Genomic DNA, 17,016 nt, shown 5'->3' with positions numbered 1-17,016 from the left:
ACTCTCCGGGCCGGCCGAGACAGGCTGACGCCTTGACTTCCCGCTCGCTTCGGACGGTGCCACCTTCAGGCCGAGGCGCACAGCTGTGTCCGGACGAACTCCGCCTCCGGTAAGAACAGGCGGGGTGTATCCGGTCTGCGCCGGACACACCCCGCAACGTCATGCTGCCTGCCTGCCCGTCTTGGTGTTCTCCTCCGACGGAATACCGACCACCTCGACCTCCACACCGCAGGACCGGAGTGTGCGCGCCGCGTGCGCGAGCGCGACCTGGGAGAACGGGTAGAGCGTGTCGATGGTCAGGCGGTCGTGCCCCTTGAGGAGGATCGCGTAGACCACCCGGCGGGGGAGGAAACCCTCGGGCAGGCGCCGTCCGCCACTCACTTCCTCAACCTTTGCGGCGAACCCGGCCCGCGCTTCGGGCTGGTTCTGCAGGGCGTCCACGGCGACCACGCCCTGGCTGAACAGGTGGCTGAGTGCGTCCGAGCCACTGGCCCGCTTGACCATCACCAGGGTGTCGTCGGGTGCGAGGAGGTCGCAGACCTCCACGCCGTTCTTGCGGTGCAGCGGCGTCCGGACGGTCTTTCTGTCCAGGCAGACGAACCCGGGGCAGTCGCGCTGGACGTTCATGTTGTACGCCTGCTCCGTGTCGCTGTTTCGCCAGGGCGGCAGGTTCACCGAAGGCGCCGCTGTGATGAGGCGACTCGTCGTGGTGGCCAGCCCATCCAGGTACGCCTGGTCGAACTCGTGCCACCGCGCGTCCAGGAGGACGTAGCGGCGACCGTTGCCCAGCAAGAGGTCAGCCTCGACCCAGAGTGCCAGCGGGTCGGTACGGATGACGTCGGATGGACGGGCACGGCTGTCCCGGTAAAGCGTCACCTTGCCCTGCTGCAGTGCCGGGAATCGACGGCCGGGGCGGTGAAAGCGAAGGCGGCCCAGGACGTAGTCGAGATCGAAGGTGTCGCCGATGTGGTGTTCCTGCCCGGGGCCGAAGTGGATTCCGACGGCCCGAACCCGCCCGATGTCCTCCAGGCAGTCGGTCGGTACGGTCGCGGTGGCGCGCGCCCCGTCGAGGGTGCCGAACGCCTGGTCGAGCGCGAGATTGAGCGAGGCGACGGTCTCCGGGTCCTCGACCGTCGCGACGGACTCGACGAACTCCAGTTCCGGGTGCGGGAGTTCTTCTGTGGAGACCCTCGCGATGGTGCGAATGTCGTTGATCAGCGCGGCTGGGTCGGCGCCGTAGGGAAGTCGCAGGCCGCTGCCGCCCTCGACGCTGCGCACCCGCCCGTTTCCGCCCTGTTCGGCCGTCAGTTCGGGCCGCCTCAGGCGGCCGGTGAGCCGGTCCACGAACTTGGTGTAAGTGTCCAGTCCGAGTTGGCCGATCGGCGCGCCGCCCGGGAGCATCGCGATGTCAGTACGGCCTTGGCCAGGTGTACGGGCGACGGCTGCGCGGATGTCGTCGGGGTCGATGCCGCGGATCACGAAACGCAGTCCGAATCGCTGGTCCTTGAAGGCCGCCGGCACCAGCCTGAAGCCGTCGCCGAAGGTGAGGACGTACACCTGGTCGTCCACCGCGAGCATGACGAGCGCCGCCCCGCGCAACGACGGCTCGCGCACCTCCCAGTCGGTGAGATGTGAGAAGCCCGCGCACCAACCGGACTCGTGCTTGCTGAAGCGGCCGTGCACAGCGATGGCGGGGACTTCGAAGTGGTCGAGCACGCGGAGATCGGCGTCGATCTCGTCCAGCTTCTCCGCAGGAATGCAGTCCAACATGGCCTCCACTGTGGGCTCGACACCGATCAGCCGGTAGAAGGTCCGATTGAACGTGGCGGTGGGGTCAGGGGTGGGTCGCGACATGGCTGTGCTGCTCCAGCGGGAAGGCGGGGCCGGTGGTACGGATCGTGCGCCGAGATCACGGCGCTGGGGCGGCGGCCGTTGGGCCGATCGCACTGAGACCGGTGAAGAGCTGTGGCGGGTGCTCGGACCCCTGCGGGGCCTGCCGGAGCAGCCAGCACCACCAGGAAAGCACTTCCCGCAATTTAACGCAAATTGTTGGAGGTCCAGGAATATTGAAGCATCTGCTGGGATGGAGGTAGTCTGGCTCCATGGCCGCATCGCTGGAAGAGCTTGAAGCGCGGATGGTGGAGTACCGCACCGCCATCCGCGAAGCGTCCCGCCGTGGCGAGAAGGACCAAGTCAGACGTCTGCGCGGCCAACTCCGCGCCGTGGGCGATGAGTACGGTCGATTGGTGGACGAAGCCGAGGAACTCGGCACGCCGGATGAACTACATGTGGCTGGGTCGGGTTCACCGCCGACCGGAAGCTCCCCTTCGGCGCGTGCGTCCGCCCCGGTCCGCGAGCAGGCTCACCAGGCCCTCACCATCCTCGGCGCGCCGGCCGGCCCCAAACTGATCGCAGCCACGCACGAGGCGTTCCTGTCGGAGACCGTGGTCACCACGAGGCTGGGGTCGCTGCGGCGAGACGAGGAACGCTCCTTCGCGGCTCAGCCGTTCGCGCGTCCGTACTACATCTGCCCCGCGCTCACCTACGACCGGCTGACCCCGGTGCGGGGATTACTCGCGGTGTCGACCTGGCCGTTGGAGCAGCGGGTCATCGGACCCCTTGGCCCCCGAGTCGACTTTCTGACGCACGCCCGACGCATCGGTCGGCAGGTGTCACGCATCCAGGACGCAGACCACCAACCGACGCTGCCCGCGTGGGCATTGCTGAGAAGGTTCGCTCTGAACATCCCGGGTGCGTACGAGGGGTACGGTCGTCCGGACGCCGCTCGGGTGGTGGAGGCGGCCGAGGCCGAGGCTTCGGTCCACGCCGACGCGGACAACGCCACCAGGAGAGCCGCCGCCGCTCGGGCTCGCGAGCAACTGACCGACCCCGCCCGCCTACTTTTTGGCGCCACCCGGGTCGGCGGTGTCGACAAGGTCGAGGCGGACGCCGAGAATCGATAACCGCTTCGGAGCGGCAGGTGAGAATGTGTGCCGCCGCCTCTCCTGTGCCCGATCCCGATCATGGGTATGAGCCTTCACCCCTCGTGTGGGCCCTTCCGCGCACTGTCTGAGAGAGGTCCATGGCGACACGCACTCCGCCCCCGGCCGGTGGCGGATTACTTGACCGGCTCCGTGGCAACGAGCGTCGACAGCCCTACACCGCCCGTAAGATCACCGCCCTGACCGTTAACCCCGGGTGTGAACGGCGTGCCGTGCTCGACGCCGCCGGCGTCGACAAACGGAAACTTGCCCTTCGGCTCGGGCAACCGATGCCGTTCGGCCAGTCCCCACTGGCCATCACCCGGCAGCGGGCATTCGACGACCAGCTCAAGGCGTACGGCTACGCGGAGTTGATCACTTTATTGCGGGCCGAACTGGGCGTCCCCGTCGCCGAGGCAGCAGTGGCCGACCTCAACACCGTGGGTGAGAATTCGGACTTGGCACCGCGGGCGGCGGAAACGAGGAACCTGCTGCGCGCGATCGGCGAGGACCGGGAGTACCGGCTGATCCTCGACCACCCCATACTCACACTTGATGTCGCCGGCATAACCGCATACCTGGAACCCGATGCCGTCAGTCACCGCATCGGGGATCAACTTCACGTCGTACTCGTCAGGTCATTCGCCGCCGTGGACGGGCAGGCAGACGCTGGCAAGGTCGCGGAGGCCGCGAAGCAGGCGGCGGTGTACGTCCTCGCCATCCGGCAGATGCTCCAGGCGTCGGGGTTGCCGACCGGCCTGGTGTCGGAACGCTTCCTGCTGGTCCTGCCGAAGGACTTTACGAACCGCCCGTACGGGCGGCTGGTCGATCTTCGGCAGCAATTGGACGCTGTACAGCACCAGTTGGATCGTCTGGCCACGGTCGAATCCCGGGCCGCATCGCTCAGCCCCGACGCCACTCTCGACCTGTCCCACAACGCCGAGGGTCAGCCTGCCGCATCAGCGGACCAACTGCTCCGGACCGTGGAGGAGCTTCCTCACCTCTACGGCCCACGATGCCTCGACATGTGCGAACTCTCCCGCTACTGCCGGGATTCGGCAGTGAACGAACGTGACCCCGCGCACCTGGGCAGCACCGTACGCGACAGCCTGCCCGGGTTGGAGAACACCGGCACCGCTCTTGCCCTCGCCCGGGGTGAGAGGGACGACGTCGCCGAAACACAAGAGGAAGTAGTGGCCCTGCTCAGGACCGCCGCGGAGCTGCGGGTTCGTCGACTCGGCGGAGGCGCCGCATGAGCGCTCTCCGGGTCGTCGCCACATTACAGGCCGCCGAAGTGGGCAGAGCTGTTCCCGTCACGTCCGTGCGGCACACCCACATCGCGGACCGGCCCTTTGTCGTCATCCCACTTGGGTTGGCGGGGGAGGCATGCGCTCCGCTCGCCGCCCTTGTCGGTTCGGATCGCGACGCTCCCGAACTGCTCGTCGCACCCCAACCCAAGAACCGCACGGATCGCTTCCAGCTCACCGCCCGCTTCGCCGGACTGCTCCTCCCTTACCTGGAGAGCTTCACGGCGGCCACCGAGATCTACGAAGTCGGCCGCGGCGCCAAGAAGGAGCAGCGAGTGCGCTACGTCGACGCCCCGCAGCTCATCGTGCCCGGCAACGGAGCCGCATCCTTCCTGCGTCTGCTCGGCCGGTCCACCCGATTCCGCCGAACCGAAGGCGCCTTCGCGGTCGACCCTGGTGTTCCCCGGCTGGGCCAGTGGCTGACCTGGTTCGCCGACCAGAGCGAATTCCCCACCTCCAGCCTGGAGCTCGCTCTCACCCAAGTGCTTTCCGCACACTGGGCCACCGGGCAGAGCTCCGTCGAGGACGCCCACCTGCACGTGCTCATGGCCTGGATCGACCCGCGGCCAGGCTCCGACGGCGTTACTTCGGCCCGATGGGCTGAGGATCCGGCCAACGTTCCCCCCGCCGGACCGGCCACCGACCCGGTGTTCGATCACACGCTGGTCGATCTCTACCGGGCCGTCGACACGGCTCCCGACGCACGCCACCGTGCTGCCGCGATCCGGCAGCTCGAAGCCCAACTACTTCCGCAACTCCGCCCCACCTGGGACGTGATGTGGCGGGCCATTGACCTCCTCCGGGATCTGCCGCCGGGCGGCAAGGTCGCATCGCGCTGGCAGGGCGATCGCGACCGGTTCACCGGCTTCGCCGACTACCTCTCGTCGGGCGGTCTTCCCCAGGCGCGCCGCGAACACGCCTCCGGCGCGGCCCGACGGCTCGCCAGACTGGAGGACGCTGCCGCCCGGTACGAGGCTGAGCGGGCGCTCGACGACCCCTTGGTGATGGCCGAGTACGAATTGACCGGAGAGGCGGTGGTGGGCACGGTGACCGGCGGCGAGCCGGACCGGACCGTCCGCAGCGCGGCCAACAGGGCATCGCTGCGACCGATGATCACGTTGACCGTGCCGGGGCTTGGACGGTTCCGTGTGGGCGACGAAATCCGAAGCCCCGCACGGCCGACCCAGGAAGCCCGCATCACGGCCGTTCGCGGCACCGGCAACGGACCCTATGAGATCGACCTGGAGCTCAGTCGCGGGATGGGACGCTCGCAGCGCCCTCCCGCACCGCCGGGAACCGTACCCGTGCTGGGGGAGGAGGTCTGCTACACGTCCATGTCCTTCTTCAGCATGCCGGCGGCTCTCCCGGACGACGAGGACACCCCCTGGACCCACGGCGGCCCGCCATCGCAGCACCAACCCACCGACGACGACGCCAACGAGGCTTGGGAATGACCACGACCGCCCCCTCCAGCCCGACACCAGGCGAACGGGCAGACGCCGCCGTCGACGCGATTTTGGCCGGCCTCGATCAGCTCGGTACCGACTCGTCACGCGGTCTTGTGGTGGATTCGCCTCCCGGCGCGGGCAAGTCGACGCTCGTGGTCCGGGCAGCCGGTCACCTGGTGGCGCAGGGCAGGGAGGTGATGATCGTCGCTCAGACGAATGAGCAGGTCGACGATCTGGCTGAACGGCTGGTCGAACGGCATCCCGAGCTGACTGTTGGCCGCCTCCTCAGGAGCGGCGGTGTGCTGGCTCCACGGTTGGAGGCGTTGGACAGGGTGACCGGTGCGCAGCGGATCACGGACTTGCAGCCTCGGCCGCCCGTCATCGTCGCGACCGCCGCCAAGTGGGCTCGGGTTTCGAACGAGCAGGGCCACTGGCCATTGGCCATCGTCGACGAGGCGTACCAAATGCGCTCCGACGCCCTCCTCGCTTGCGCGGGCCTTTTCGACAAAGCCCTGTTCGTCGGCGACCCAGGCCAGCTCGACCCTTTCAGCAGCGTCGCGACCGAGCGTTGGCACGGGCTGAGCTGGAACCCCTTGAACAACGCGGTGGACGTGACGCTCGCCCACAATCCGACAATGGCTCTCCACTCTCTGCCCGTCTCGTGGCGGCTGCCCGCCTCCGCGGCTGAACTGACCGAACGGGCCTTCTACCCATTCACCCGCTTCGTCGCAGGCACCCGACCGGACGACCGGCGCATGACGCTCTTGCCCGCACTTGGGCGCGATGCCGTCGATCGTGTGCTTGACCTCGCCGCTGATACAGGCTGGGGCTGCCTGGAACTGCCCTTCCGGCAGACCCTCCGAACCGATCGCGAGCTTGCCGACGCGCTCGTGGCGACTGTCCTCCGGCTGCTGACGCGCGGAACCACCACACGTTGCGAGCAGGCGCCAGACGGACGTCCTCTGGCCCCTGCCCGTATCGCGGTAGGCGTCTCTCACAATGACCAAGCCGAGGCCGTACGCAGCCGTATCGCCCTGAACCCGCGCCTGGCCGGCGTCACCGTGGACACCGCCAATCGTCTCCAAGGCCGGGAATTCGACGTCACCCTGGTCTGGCACCCGCTGTCCGGCCGGGTCGACGCCAGCGCCTTCCACTTGGAAACCGGTCGCTTGTGTGTACTTCTCTCCCGCCACCGTCACGCCTGCCTGGTCTTCGCCCGCGCCGGCATCCCCGAACTCCTTGACCGCCACCCGTCCACTCAGCCCGTCCACCTCGACGTCCCGCCCAAATTCCCGGACGGCTGGCGGGCACACCAGATCGTCATGGCGCATCTCGGACGGCCAGGACATCATGTCCGGGCTTGAGCGCCTGTCCTGCCCTACAGCGGCGGTACGCGGGGCTTCCGCATGCGACGGGAAACCGCGGTTGTTCTCGGGCGGCGCGTAGATCCTGGCTGCGGCGTACCTGCTCACAGACCCAGCATGCTGCCCGGGCGTGTTACTGAGGCGTGGACCAGGGCTGGTTGCCGATGCGGGGAGCTAGATTCCGAGGTCGGCTCCCAATTGGCCGCCGGAAATCACTCAGGGGCCCACCCGCGATGCGGATCAGGCCCCTGAGCTGCTGCTTTGGCTGTCGGGGTGGCGGGATTTGAACCCACGACCTCTTCGTCCCGAATGAGGGTCGGGCAAGATTGCTACCGGGGTGGATTGGTGTCTGTTCTGGTCAGAGGCTTGGAATGGGGTGGTCTCGCGTGGCCTTGACGGGCCTCTTTGGCAAGATCATCTCCCAGTTTTCTCCCAGGGCCGAGCCTCGTGGCGACTCCGCGAGGCGGGGCGAGGCGCTGACTGCATTGCAGCAGCACGTTTGCTCGTAGCCTTGTTGTCGCCGCCGCGATTGATCTCCCCGCCCCCAATCGCTATCGAGGGCGGCGAGATTCTTCCCAGGGCCGATTCTTTGCCCCCACGATCCACAGGCCGCTGTTCAAGGAGCGTACGGACCGTCAACGGAAGTGATCATGGTCCCCATCTACGGGCCTGCCCTCGGAAGGTTTGACAGGCGGCCCCAAGCGCGCTTTGAGATCAACTATCCAAAGACCTGGTCGAAGTCATCGACGACCAGGTAACTCACCCCGCTCTTAAGAGCTTGGAAATGCTTCGCCCCGCACTTAGTCTTCCCCTTCTCCGCAGGACGGAGCAGGCCAGCCTGCTGGGTGCTCTTTGTCTCTATCACGAAGTACAGGCGCTCGCCCTCGGAGGAGTTGCGCACGATTGCCCAGTCGGGGTTGTAGGTACCGAGCGGAGTAGGGACCTTAAACCAGTCGGGAAGCTTGGCATAGACCTTGACGTCGTTGTGCGGCTCTTCGAGTCGGTCGATGAACCTCCTCTCGTTCTCGGAGTCGTACACGACATCCTCGTACACACTCTTGAGCGTGTTCTCCCGCAGGTTCTTGTCGAGGTACCCCATCAGCTCCTTCAGTTCGAAACGCTCTTGCGCGTAGTAGGCACCATCGCTGGTCCGCTCGTACTTGACGCCCTTCACCAGCAACTGCTGCTTGCAGTGGTTGATGGCGGTGGCTGCCTCATCGATGAACTGCTGCGGGTTCCTACGGAAGTCGGCCAGCCGCCCACTCTCGACGAGGATCCGCTGGATGGTCCGGCGCGTCAGCTGCGTACGGTTGTGCAGCTCGCTCAGGATGTCGGGCAGCGGAATATCTGTGTCGTTCAGCACGACGGGGGCCGACGCGGACGCTTCGGTTGCGGTGATCCCGACATCGCTTATCACCAGTTTGGCCTTGACCCATTGGAGGCGGGCTGGCGGAATGGGCGGCGCCTCCTTCAAAGCTTCGGCGCAATCCTCAATGAGGCTCTCCGTGGAGAAGCTCACCCGGTACGTGGTCCGGTACTTGATGCGCTCCCAAAGTTCCTTGAACTCCGGGCTGTCCAGTACGGCCTTCCGTGTCTTGACGGCTTTCTTCTTGTCCGCGTTCTTGATCGGCAGCCCGCTGGCGCGCTTGTGCAGCAACTCCGCGACCTGAGCGGTCAGTGCAGCGAATTCAAAAGGCAGCTCGAATGTCTCCTCCGCGAGCGCGGCACGCAGTGCATCCTGGATCTTTCCGGCGGGACTGAGGTAGCCCTGGGCCAAGAGATGGTCGTAGATCTTCTGTGACTGCCCGGATCCAAGGCTCGACAGACTGCCGTCAGGGGCAGCAACGGCGATGCCGGCGAACAGGTGAGGCTCGACCCGGCCGAAGCGGATGTCGGTCTCCTGCTCGATCTCTGACTGCAGTTCAGCTGCGAACTGTTCGAAGCTCTCGGTGGCCACGACGGTGAGCGTGTTGACGTCGAAGCCCTGTACGCGCTCGCCTGACTGGTTCACCGCTAGGCGCAGACCGCGTCCAATGGTCTGGCGGCGCTGACGCTCGGTGCTCATCTCGCGCAGGCTGCAGATCTGGAACACGTTCGGGTTGTCCCAGCCCTCACGGAGTGCAGAGTGGGTGAAGAGGAATTTGAGGGGCTCGTCGAGGCTGAGCAGCCGCTCCTTCTCCCTCATGATCAGGTTGTAGGCGCTCTCGGCGTCGGAACCGTCCCGGCCGCGCTCGCTGGTGTCCTTCCAGACGCCCTTCTTGTCGACGGAGAAGTAGCCGTTGTGGACCTGTTCAGCTGTGGACCGCAGGTCGACCCCTTCGAAAAGGGTCTGGTAGTCGGGGTGCGCGGCGAGCCGCCGGTACTCGTCCTCGAAGATCACGGCATAGTCGCCCTTAACCGGGTTCCCCTGCGCGTCGTACGGACGGTAGTGGTCCACCTTGTCGATGAAGAAGAGGCTGAGCACCTTGAGGCCCTTGGGGCGAAGGACCAGCTCCTTGTTCAGGTGCTCGCGGATGGTGCGGTTGATGAGCTGGCGCACCATCTCTCGAGGGTCCACATCGCCATGGGTCTCGCCCTCCTTCAGGTACTTGTCCACGCCGCCGCCATGGAGCTGCATGAACTTCGAGCCGGTGGCGGTGCGGATCTCTCCGACCTGGAGGCCCTCGTAGATATCGCGCTCAGTGATGTCGCGGAGCAAGTCATTGGGCTGCACTGTCTTCTTCACCCGGCGGATGCCACCGGGGGTCAGCGCGTCGACCTCGATCTGCGCGCTGAATACGTTGCGCGGACTCTTGACGGACAGTAGGCGGACGTAAGGGCGGCTGTGCGCGCCCTCGACAGTCCCGCCAGCGATCTCGATCTGCTTGACCAACTTCTGCTCGAAGGCGTCGATCGCGTCAAGCCGGTGCACCATGTGGTGCTTATCCACGTGAGTGGCCGAGTAGCGCAGCGTGCATAGCGGGTTCATCTCCGCGAGCGCCTGCTTGCCGGCGCCCTGTAGGCCACCGTCGACGCTCTGCGGCTCGTCGACGATCAGGATCGGGTTCGTTGCCCTGATCAGATCGATCGGCCGCTCGCCGCCGATCTGCTCGCTGTCCTTGTAGATGCGAGCGGTGTCCTTCTTGTTGATTGCGCCGACCGTCGCGATCATCACTTGGACGTCTGCACTCGTGGCGTAGTTACGGACGTCGCCGAGCCGGGTGGAGTCGTAGAGGAAGTAATTGACATGGGTGCCGTCATACAGGTTCTTGAAGTGGTCCTCCATGATCTGGAGGGACTTGTAGACACCCTCCTTGATCGCGACGGAGGGGACCACGATGACGAACTTGGTGAATCCGTACCGTCGGTGCAGCTCGTAGATGGTCCGCAGGTAGACGTAGGTCTTCCCGGTGCCGGTCTCCATCTCCACGGTGAAGTTGAGGTCATGCGGATCCACAGCGGTGGACTGAGGCAGCTGGTTCTCTAGCTGCACGGCACGCAGGTTCTTGAGCAACTCGTCCGGGAGCAGGGCCAGACGATTGCCGATGCCGAGGTCACTCTCTGCGATGAAGAGTGTGTCGACGGCTGCGGCGGTGCTGACCGTGAACTCGCTGCGGCAGGTCTCCTGGCCACGGAAGAGGCCGCAGACGGCCTCCCACGCCTGCCGCTGGTGTTCGAGCTCGGCACTGAAATGCAGCTTCATGTCCCGCCCTCCCACTAGAGACTGCGCACGATCATCTTGACCTGCGACTCCGGCTCGCTGTACTGCTCCAGAATGGCGACGATATTGGTCTTCGCCTCGTCGCTAGTGAAAGCGCTGTCGCGGAAGTAGACCTTCGTCTCGCCGATCGGGTCGAGTTCCTTGTGCCAGTCGATGATCCCGTGCGCAATGGCTTCAACGTTATTCGGGGTGATCTTCTCCGGCAGGCAGGCGAAGAGCACTCCGCCGCCGATGGCATGGACATCCTTGCCGCCAATCACACGCGCCTCGATCGGCACGCACAGGTCCAAGCCAAGGTGCAGCAGCAGCTCGTAGAGCACGTCCTGCTCACTGCGGCTGGCGAGGATGTTGTCGACACTGTCGAGGGTTTCCTGCTCGAGGTTCTCCGGGGTGGCGTTCCAAGGGCGGATGTTGGAGGCGTCAAGCTTGAAGCTACGGAACCCGAGGTCGACTTCAGTTGAGGGGTGCGTTCCGGCGATCTGCGCGCCAGCGCGACGGATCCGCTCCTTGGTGATCTCGGCAATATTGCCCGGCTTGCCGAGAGCTTCACAGTAGCGAGCGGCAACCCTCTGGTCTCCAACCGCTGGATCCAGGGGCTCGGGAAGCTGGACGAGAATGAACCGCCGCTTTCCCGAAGTGGCAACATTGACTTCCATTGCGGCATGCGCCGAGCTGCCGCTGCCACCGAAGAAGTCAAGGATCACCGCCTCAGGATCGCCAGCCGTGACGTAGTCGAAGAGCCGACTCAGCTCCATGTGATCCTTGGGGTTATTGAATGCTTTTTCTCCGAGGAGCTCACGCAACTGGCGAACCGCCACCTGGGATTGCTTGTAAAAGTAGCTTCCCCGCACCTGTACGGCGAGTTCCTCCTCGGGCTCCTCCGCGTCGCCGAAGTAGCCATCCTGGCCATTCGTGTCAGACTCTCCGGAAATCGGACGGATGTGGGCTTTCCGGAACGGCGGCTCGGTGTGGTCCTCGCGGAACGCGACCAGTCCGATCTTGATTTGCCTCTGCATCTCCTCGGATTTTGCGTACCTCCATCCGCTCTCCGGCACCTTGCAGGGCAGCCCTGTCGCCGGGTGCAGGACGTCATAGCGAGCGCCCCCGCCCCCAGGCCAGGAAATGTCGCGGTCACGCCACGGCCCATTGGCATCCACCCGCTTGTACCTGCTCCACTTCTTCGCAGGGTTGGCCTTGTCCAACGACTTGAACCACGCCTGCAGGTCCGCCTCCACTGAGGCGTCGTCAGTTCCATGAGCACTGCGGAGCTCGACATACTTGTCCCAGATATCCCGCGCCCCGGGCTTCTCTTCGCGCCAGGTGACCCCGGAATCCCGCAAAGTGGCCTGCGACCTCGCAAAGACGAGCAGGTACTCATGGCCGACCGAGATTAGCTTGGCATCGTTCTTTCGGCCTTTCTCCCAGATCATACAGGCAATGAAATTCTCCTCGCCGAAAATTTCGTTGCACATGATACGGGCGTTCTCAATCTCGTGGTCGTCGATGGAGATGAGAATTACGCCATCATTCCGCATGAGGTTCTTGGCGAGCCTGAGGCGCGGGTACATCATATTGAGCCAGTTTGTATGAAACCGGCCAGAAGTCTCGGTGTTGCTCGAAAGGCGTGTGCCGTCAGAGTCGGCCACACCGGTCAGGGCAAGATAGTTGCGAATATTGTCCTGGAAATCATCCGCATAAACAAAGTCCTTGCCGGTGTTATACGGCGGGTCAATGTAAATCAGCTTCACCTTGCCGGCGTAGCTCTTCTGCAGGAGCTTCAGCACCTCGAGGTTGTCTCCCTCGATCATCAGGTTCTGTGTGGTGTCCCAGTCCACGCTTTCCTGCGGGCAGGGCCGCAGCGTCCCGGCGCTCGGGGTCAGGGCGATCTGGCGGGCACGGCGCTTGCCGTGCCAGCTGAGGCCGTACTTCTCCTCCCGCTCCTCGATCTCGCCGCCGAGCAGCTGCTTGAGCACCTCGAAGTCGATCTTCCCCTCGACGAACGCATCAGGAAAGAGCGCCTTCAGCTGCTCGACGTTGCCCGCCACGACGTCCATCGAATGCGTCTCCGCGTCGCCCGGCTGAACCCGCTCCATCGTCATCCCGCTCTCTGCTGTCCCGCTCATCCGACTACAACTTGCTCTTCGCCTCGACCAGCCTGGCCTGTAGGCGCTTGATCTCCAAGTTCAGGTCGACCTGTCTGGAGGTCTGTCTCTCCTTCCGAGCCCCGCTGCGCAACCTGGCGAGGTCCAGTTCCAGCTTGCTCATCTCCTCGAGCGCGCCCCGCCGTTCCTTCGCCTGCTCAACGGTGCCGGATGCCTTGAAGACACCGGTTATCCGCGCGGCGAGGAGCGCCAGTACGCGGTCCATCCACCCTTGGTAGAGGGCCAAGAGATCCATCTGCGGCTGCTTGCCCATCGCGAGTTCAAGCAGGAACATCTGCTCCAGCTCCGAGGTCTCCGGCCCGGATGCCGCGAGCTGCGCGGACAGCACCTCGCCGTCGAGCACGGCTCGCTCCGTCTGCCCCTGCGACAGCCGTTTGAGCGCCATGGAGACGATCGGACCTGACCCTTCCTCCGAGCCCGTTGCGGTCACCAGCATCAGCGGGAGCGGGAAGACCCGGTGGACCAGCTCGTTCACCCGGGCTGCCGCAGCCCCCGCGCGCAGCTCCAGAGTCATGACCTGGAGCTCCGGCACACACCGCACGCCGTCGTCATGTCCGCGAATACCCACCACCGTGGGCTTGACGACCGCGACCCACCGCAAATCCTTGATACCGTCCCTGAGTCGGCGCTGGTCCGCCGCCGTGAAGCCTCCCTGCTCCACCAGCTTGCCCTTGGGTACGTGCACATCGCGCAAGCAGTCTTGAGGAAGCCGCAGAGCCTCGACCACTTCATCAGTTCTCACGCCGATTCCCCCTCGCTTGCTTCGGCAGCACCCGGCAGTACGACCAGAAACGCCATCACCTCGAAGTCGTCGACTCCGGCGAACCCACCCGCCAGCGCGTGCGTCCCCTCCATGCTGAACAGGCTGTCAATCGCCCGCTCCTCAGCCTTCCCAGTGATGGAACTCACGGCCGCTGCGAGCGCCCTGCGCGCTACGCGCATCTCCGCCCCCTTTCGGGTGACAGCGTCGTATCGCCCACAAGCATCCGCGTCAGACACGTCCTGCCCGGTCCCGGCCTTGCGCAGGCGGTCCAGGACATGCTTCGCCTGGCTGTGCGTCAGCAGCAACGCACCGTCCTCCCCCACATGGACCAGATGGTGGGGCGCGAGCGGGTCCCTGGACTGGCTAGCCCGCTCTGCGGCCCTACCCTCCGCACGCAGACAGAAGATGATCCCCGGCGGTACGTCGCCGGCGACGTCAGCGGTGGTCACGGCATGCACGCCGAATGGTTCCTGCTCCAGTACCTGCGGATGCGCCTTGCTGTAGTCCGACAGGTCGACCCGAAAGTCGGTCAGTGTGAGGTCCGCGATGGAGACGCCGGTGGACAGGTCCTCCAGATCCAGCACTGAGTCCTGGAGCTTGAGCAGCTGGGTACGCCGGTACTCGAGGTCGTTCATCGCATTACCGCCCTCGGCGGTAATCATGTTCTCCTCGCCTGTGGCAGAGATGTCGAGCAGAACCATGCGCCCGCTGACTCGCTGTTCCAGGTTGATGTACTCCTCCAGCTCCAGCTGTGGCCAGAAGTTGACGAGCTGAATGCTCTCGTTGGACGAGCCGAGGCGGTCGATGCGGCCGAAACGCTGGATGATCCGGACCGGGTTCCAGTGGATGTCGTAGTTGACCAGCCAGTCGCAGTCCTGAAGGTTCTGCCCCTCAGAGATGCAGTCCGTGGCGATCAGCAGATCCAGTTCGCCCTCACTTTCAAGGGCCGTTGGCCGTTCCTTCGAGCGCGGGGAGAACGCGGACAGGATCGCGGACAGGTCCCCGGGGAGCTTGGGCAGGGTCACCTGGTTGCCGCCCGCTCCGGTAACAAGTCCGGTCTCGATGCCCAGCTCGTCCTGAGCCCAGCCGGCCAGCTGCTGATAGAGGTACTTGGCCGTGTCCGCGAAGGCGGTGAAGACGATGATCTTCTGGTTGCCTTCGTTGATCGGGTTCCGGGTCTTGTTGACGAGCATGGTCTTTAGCTTGGCGAGCTTCGCGTCCCGGTCCGCGCCAACCTTCTCCGCGTCTTCGAGAAGGCGTGCGAGCCGGTTGCGGTCCTCCGCGAGGTCCTGACTCCAGCGGCGCAGGTCCACGTCCGTGAGCAGCACCTTGACCTTCTTGCCTATGAGGAGGCCCTCATAGGCCGGGTCATCGATGTCAATGTCCGCGATCTCGGGCGAGCCCAGGGAGCCGTCCTGGTGTGCGATGGCGGCCAGGAGGGACTCGACGTCACGCAGTTGGCGCCCGACTGTCAGTCGAAACGACTCGATCGAACTCTCAAGGCGCTTAAGCACGTTGACGCGCAGCAGATTGACCAGGCTGTTCTCCCGGTCTGCCTGGTTGAAGCTTCCCTTGCCGCTGGACAGTTTGGTGCTGTAGCGCTCTTCGTACTCCGCGCGCTTTGCGGGCAGGACATACTGCATCGGTGCGTAGGCAGCCAGCCGCAGCCGACGGATCTCGTCGTTAAGTTCCTTGATCGACTGGAACTCCCCGAGTATGTCGACGTCCGCCTTGACGTTGACGGGCTTGAGCCGTTCCGGGAAACGACCCGTCTCGCTGGTGCCGTAGTACTTCTCCACGTGCCTGCGCGACCGAGCGATGGTGACCAGGTCGAGCAGTGCGAAGTAGTCGAAACCAAGCATGTCGATCAGTCGCGCGGGGCTGCGCTCTTGCGGATCGAGGTTCTGCCACGTGTTGAACTGGCGTTGGGCGCGGCGTGTCGTGGCGGCGATGCTCGCGATGCCACTGCCTGCAAGCGCGGCATCGTCGCCCTCGGTTGCGAAGGCAATTTGGTTCCGCAGATCAGCAAGCCGGTTGTTCACCGGTGTCGCCGAAAGCATCAACACCCGGGTCTTGACGCCCTCCTGGAAAACCTGGCGCATCAGTCGGTCGTATCGGGTCTCCCCGCCCTGCTTGGGGGAGTTGGCGTTACGGAAGTTGTGCGACTCGTCGATAACGACGAGGTCGTAGTTTCCCCAGTTGAGGTGAGCGAGGTCGATGTCGCCGGACTGGCCCCGCTCCCGGGAGAGGTCGGTGTGGTTGAGAACGTCGTAATGAAAGCGATCGGCTGCAAGGATGTTACGGCGGTCGTTGGCTGCGTAGACGGTCCAGTTGTCACGCAGACGCTTGGGACAGAGCACCAGGACACGGTCATTGCGCAACTCGTGGTACTTGATCACAGCCAGCGCTTCGAACGTCTTGCCAAGGCCAACGCTGTCGGCGATGACGCACCCGCCGTACCGGTTGAGCTTGTCGATCGCTCCAACCACGCCGTCGCGCTGGAACTTGTAGAGCTTGTTCCACACCACGGTGTCCCGGATGCCCGTGCTGGCATCCACGATCTTGTCCTCGTCGAGTTCTCCCCCCGTCGCGCTGAAGAGATGATGCAGCACGAGGTGGTAGATCCGCGCGGGGTCCCGGTAGGCGGCCAGCACGCGCAGCCGTTCGCCGAGCTCGGACGGTACACCCGACTCCCCCGACGACTGAGACCACGCAGCCTCGAACCAGGTAGCGAGATCCGCGCTCTCGGTCCTGCCCTCGGACGCATGGACGAGGCTCATCCTGTTGCCGGGGGTGATCCCGAGACCTGCCGTACTGAAGGACAACGTGCCAGCAGCTGCCTGCTGCGGCTCACCGTCGACATCACGGACCACCATGGCGCCCTGCGGGACCGCACCGCCCGCCCAACGGACCTCGGCCCTGGCCTGCAGCCATTCCGCGCAGCGCCCAGCCAGCCAGCGGGTACGCAGCTGATTGCGAGTGGCCCGATCGCCCACACCTCCGAGCAAGCTGAGGTCAGCCTCTTCGCTCGGCAGGAGCACCCGCGCACCAGCGAGTTTGGACAGATGGTCCCGAAGCTCGGCGAAAGCGAAAAGGGAGAGTTCTTGCGTGGCCAGATCAAGACGGCCCCCTGGTAGGAGAGCAGGGCGTATCAGGTCGATGAGCCGGTCATCCCCACGGTTGCCGACGATTCTCACTGTATTCCTCTGCTCTCCGTTGCTTCGAACGTACCGCCTCATACCGACAACGCCTGCCGACCGCACGCCACTTCGGACCAACGGCGCGCTACGC

9 protein-coding genes are annotated in these 17,016 nt (G+C 65.0%); 4 read left to right on the top strand and 5 right to left on the bottom strand.

From position 1 onward, the window contains the following. Positions 1 to 159 precede the first annotated feature (159 nt). Positions 160 to 1,854, bottom strand: a complete 1,695-nt coding sequence (locus tag ACIBBB_RS29425) for a DUF6119 family protein (RefSeq protein WP_398987259.1) — start codon at positions 1,852 to 1,854, stop codon at positions 160 to 162. A 248-nt stretch (positions 1,855 to 2,102) separates the two neighbouring features. Here ACIBBB_RS29425 and ACIBBB_RS29420 point away from each other — a divergent pair, with 248 nt between their 5' ends. From ACIBBB_RS29420 to ACIBBB_RS29405, 4 genes are all read left to right on the top strand, one after another. After that, positions 2,103 to 2,963: a hypothetical protein gene (locus ACIBBB_RS29420; protein WP_398987257.1), complete on the top strand. Its 861-nt coding sequence runs from the start codon at positions 2,103 to 2,105 to the stop codon at positions 2,961 to 2,963. A 119-nt stretch (positions 2,964 to 3,082) separates the two neighbouring features. Further along, on the top strand, positions 3,083 to 4,237 hold the full coding sequence (locus ACIBBB_RS29415; RefSeq protein ID WP_398987255.1) for a hypothetical protein: 1,155 nt from the start codon (positions 3,083 to 3,085) through the stop codon (positions 4,235 to 4,237). After that, the gene (locus tag ACIBBB_RS29410; RefSeq protein WP_398987253.1) at positions 4,234 to 5,742 is read left to right on the top strand and encodes a hypothetical protein; all 1,509 of its coding nucleotides are present in this window, start codon (positions 4,234 to 4,236) and stop codon (positions 5,740 to 5,742) included. The genes ACIBBB_RS29415 and ACIBBB_RS29410 overlap by 4 nt, the downstream gene beginning before the upstream one ends. Further along, entirely contained in the window at positions 5,739 to 7,100 is a 1,362-nt protein-coding gene (locus tag ACIBBB_RS29405) for an AAA family ATPase (RefSeq protein ID WP_398987251.1), read from the top strand. The genes ACIBBB_RS29410 and ACIBBB_RS29405 overlap by 4 nt, the downstream gene beginning before the upstream one ends. A 718-nt stretch (positions 7,101 to 7,818) precedes the next feature. Here the strand turns inward: ACIBBB_RS29405 and ACIBBB_RS29400 are convergent. Genes ACIBBB_RS29400 through ACIBBB_RS29385 form a run of 4 tightly spaced genes read right to left on the bottom strand, consistent with a single transcriptional unit; the run spans position 7,819 to position 16,922 of the window. Then, positions 7,819 to 10,782, bottom strand: a complete 2,964-nt coding sequence (locus tag ACIBBB_RS29400; protein WP_398987249.1) for a type III restriction-modification system endonuclease — start codon at positions 10,780 to 10,782, stop codon at positions 7,819 to 7,821. A gap of 14 nt (positions 10,783 to 10,796) precedes the next feature. After that, positions 10,797 to 12,923, bottom strand: coding sequence for a site-specific DNA-methyltransferase (locus ACIBBB_RS29395; RefSeq protein ID WP_398987247.1), 2,127 nt, complete (start codon positions 12,921 to 12,923; stop codon positions 10,797 to 10,799). A gap of 4 nt (positions 12,924 to 12,927) precedes the next feature. Beyond that, complete coding sequence (locus tag ACIBBB_RS29390) at positions 12,928 to 13,704, bottom strand: DUF4391 domain-containing protein (protein WP_398987245.1); 777 nt, start codon at positions 13,702 to 13,704, stop codon at positions 12,928 to 12,930. Beyond that, entirely contained in the window at positions 13,701 to 16,922 is a 3,222-nt protein-coding gene (locus tag ACIBBB_RS29385; RefSeq protein WP_398987244.1) for a helicase-related protein, read from the bottom strand. Before ACIBBB_RS29385 ends, ACIBBB_RS29390 begins: the two co-directional genes overlap by 4 nt. Between the last annotated feature and the right edge of the window lie 94 nt (positions 16,923 to 17,016).

It is taken from the genome of Streptomyces sp. NPDC051217 (assembly GCF_044455465.1).
In the GTDB taxonomy this organism is placed as follows: domain Bacteria; phylum Actinomycetota; class Actinomycetes; order Streptomycetales; family Streptomycetaceae; genus Streptomyces.
Note: the sequence above shows the minus strand (reverse complement) of the source record. Positions and strands in the feature narration are given on the sequence as shown.

Bases quoted from the DNA above. Each gene is read 5' to 3' on its own strand.
- ACIBBB_RS29415 (WP_398987255.1), top strand. From the start codon at position 3,083: ATGGCGACACGCACTCCGCCCCCGGCCGGTGGCGGATTACTTGACCGG.
- ACIBBB_RS29425 (WP_398987259.1), bottom strand. From the start codon at position 1,854: ATGTCGCGACCCACCCCTGACCCCACCGCCACGTTCAATCGGACCTTC.
- ACIBBB_RS29405 (WP_398987251.1), top strand. From the start codon at position 5,739: ATGACCACGACCGCCCCCTCCAGCCCGACACCAGGCGAACGGGCAGAC.
- ACIBBB_RS29400 (WP_398987249.1), bottom strand. From the start codon at position 10,782: ATGAAGCTGCATTTCAGTGCCGAGCTCGAACACCAGCGGCAGGCGTGG.
- ACIBBB_RS29410 (WP_398987253.1), top strand. From the start codon at position 4,234: ATGAGCGCTCTCCGGGTCGTCGCCACATTACAGGCCGCCGAAGTGGGC.
- ACIBBB_RS29395 (WP_398987247.1), bottom strand. From the start codon at position 12,923: ATGAGCGGGACAGCAGAGAGCGGGATGACGATGGAGCGGGTTCAGCCG.
- ACIBBB_RS29420 (WP_398987257.1), top strand. From the start codon at position 2,103: ATGGCCGCATCGCTGGAAGAGCTTGAAGCGCGGATGGTGGAGTACCGC.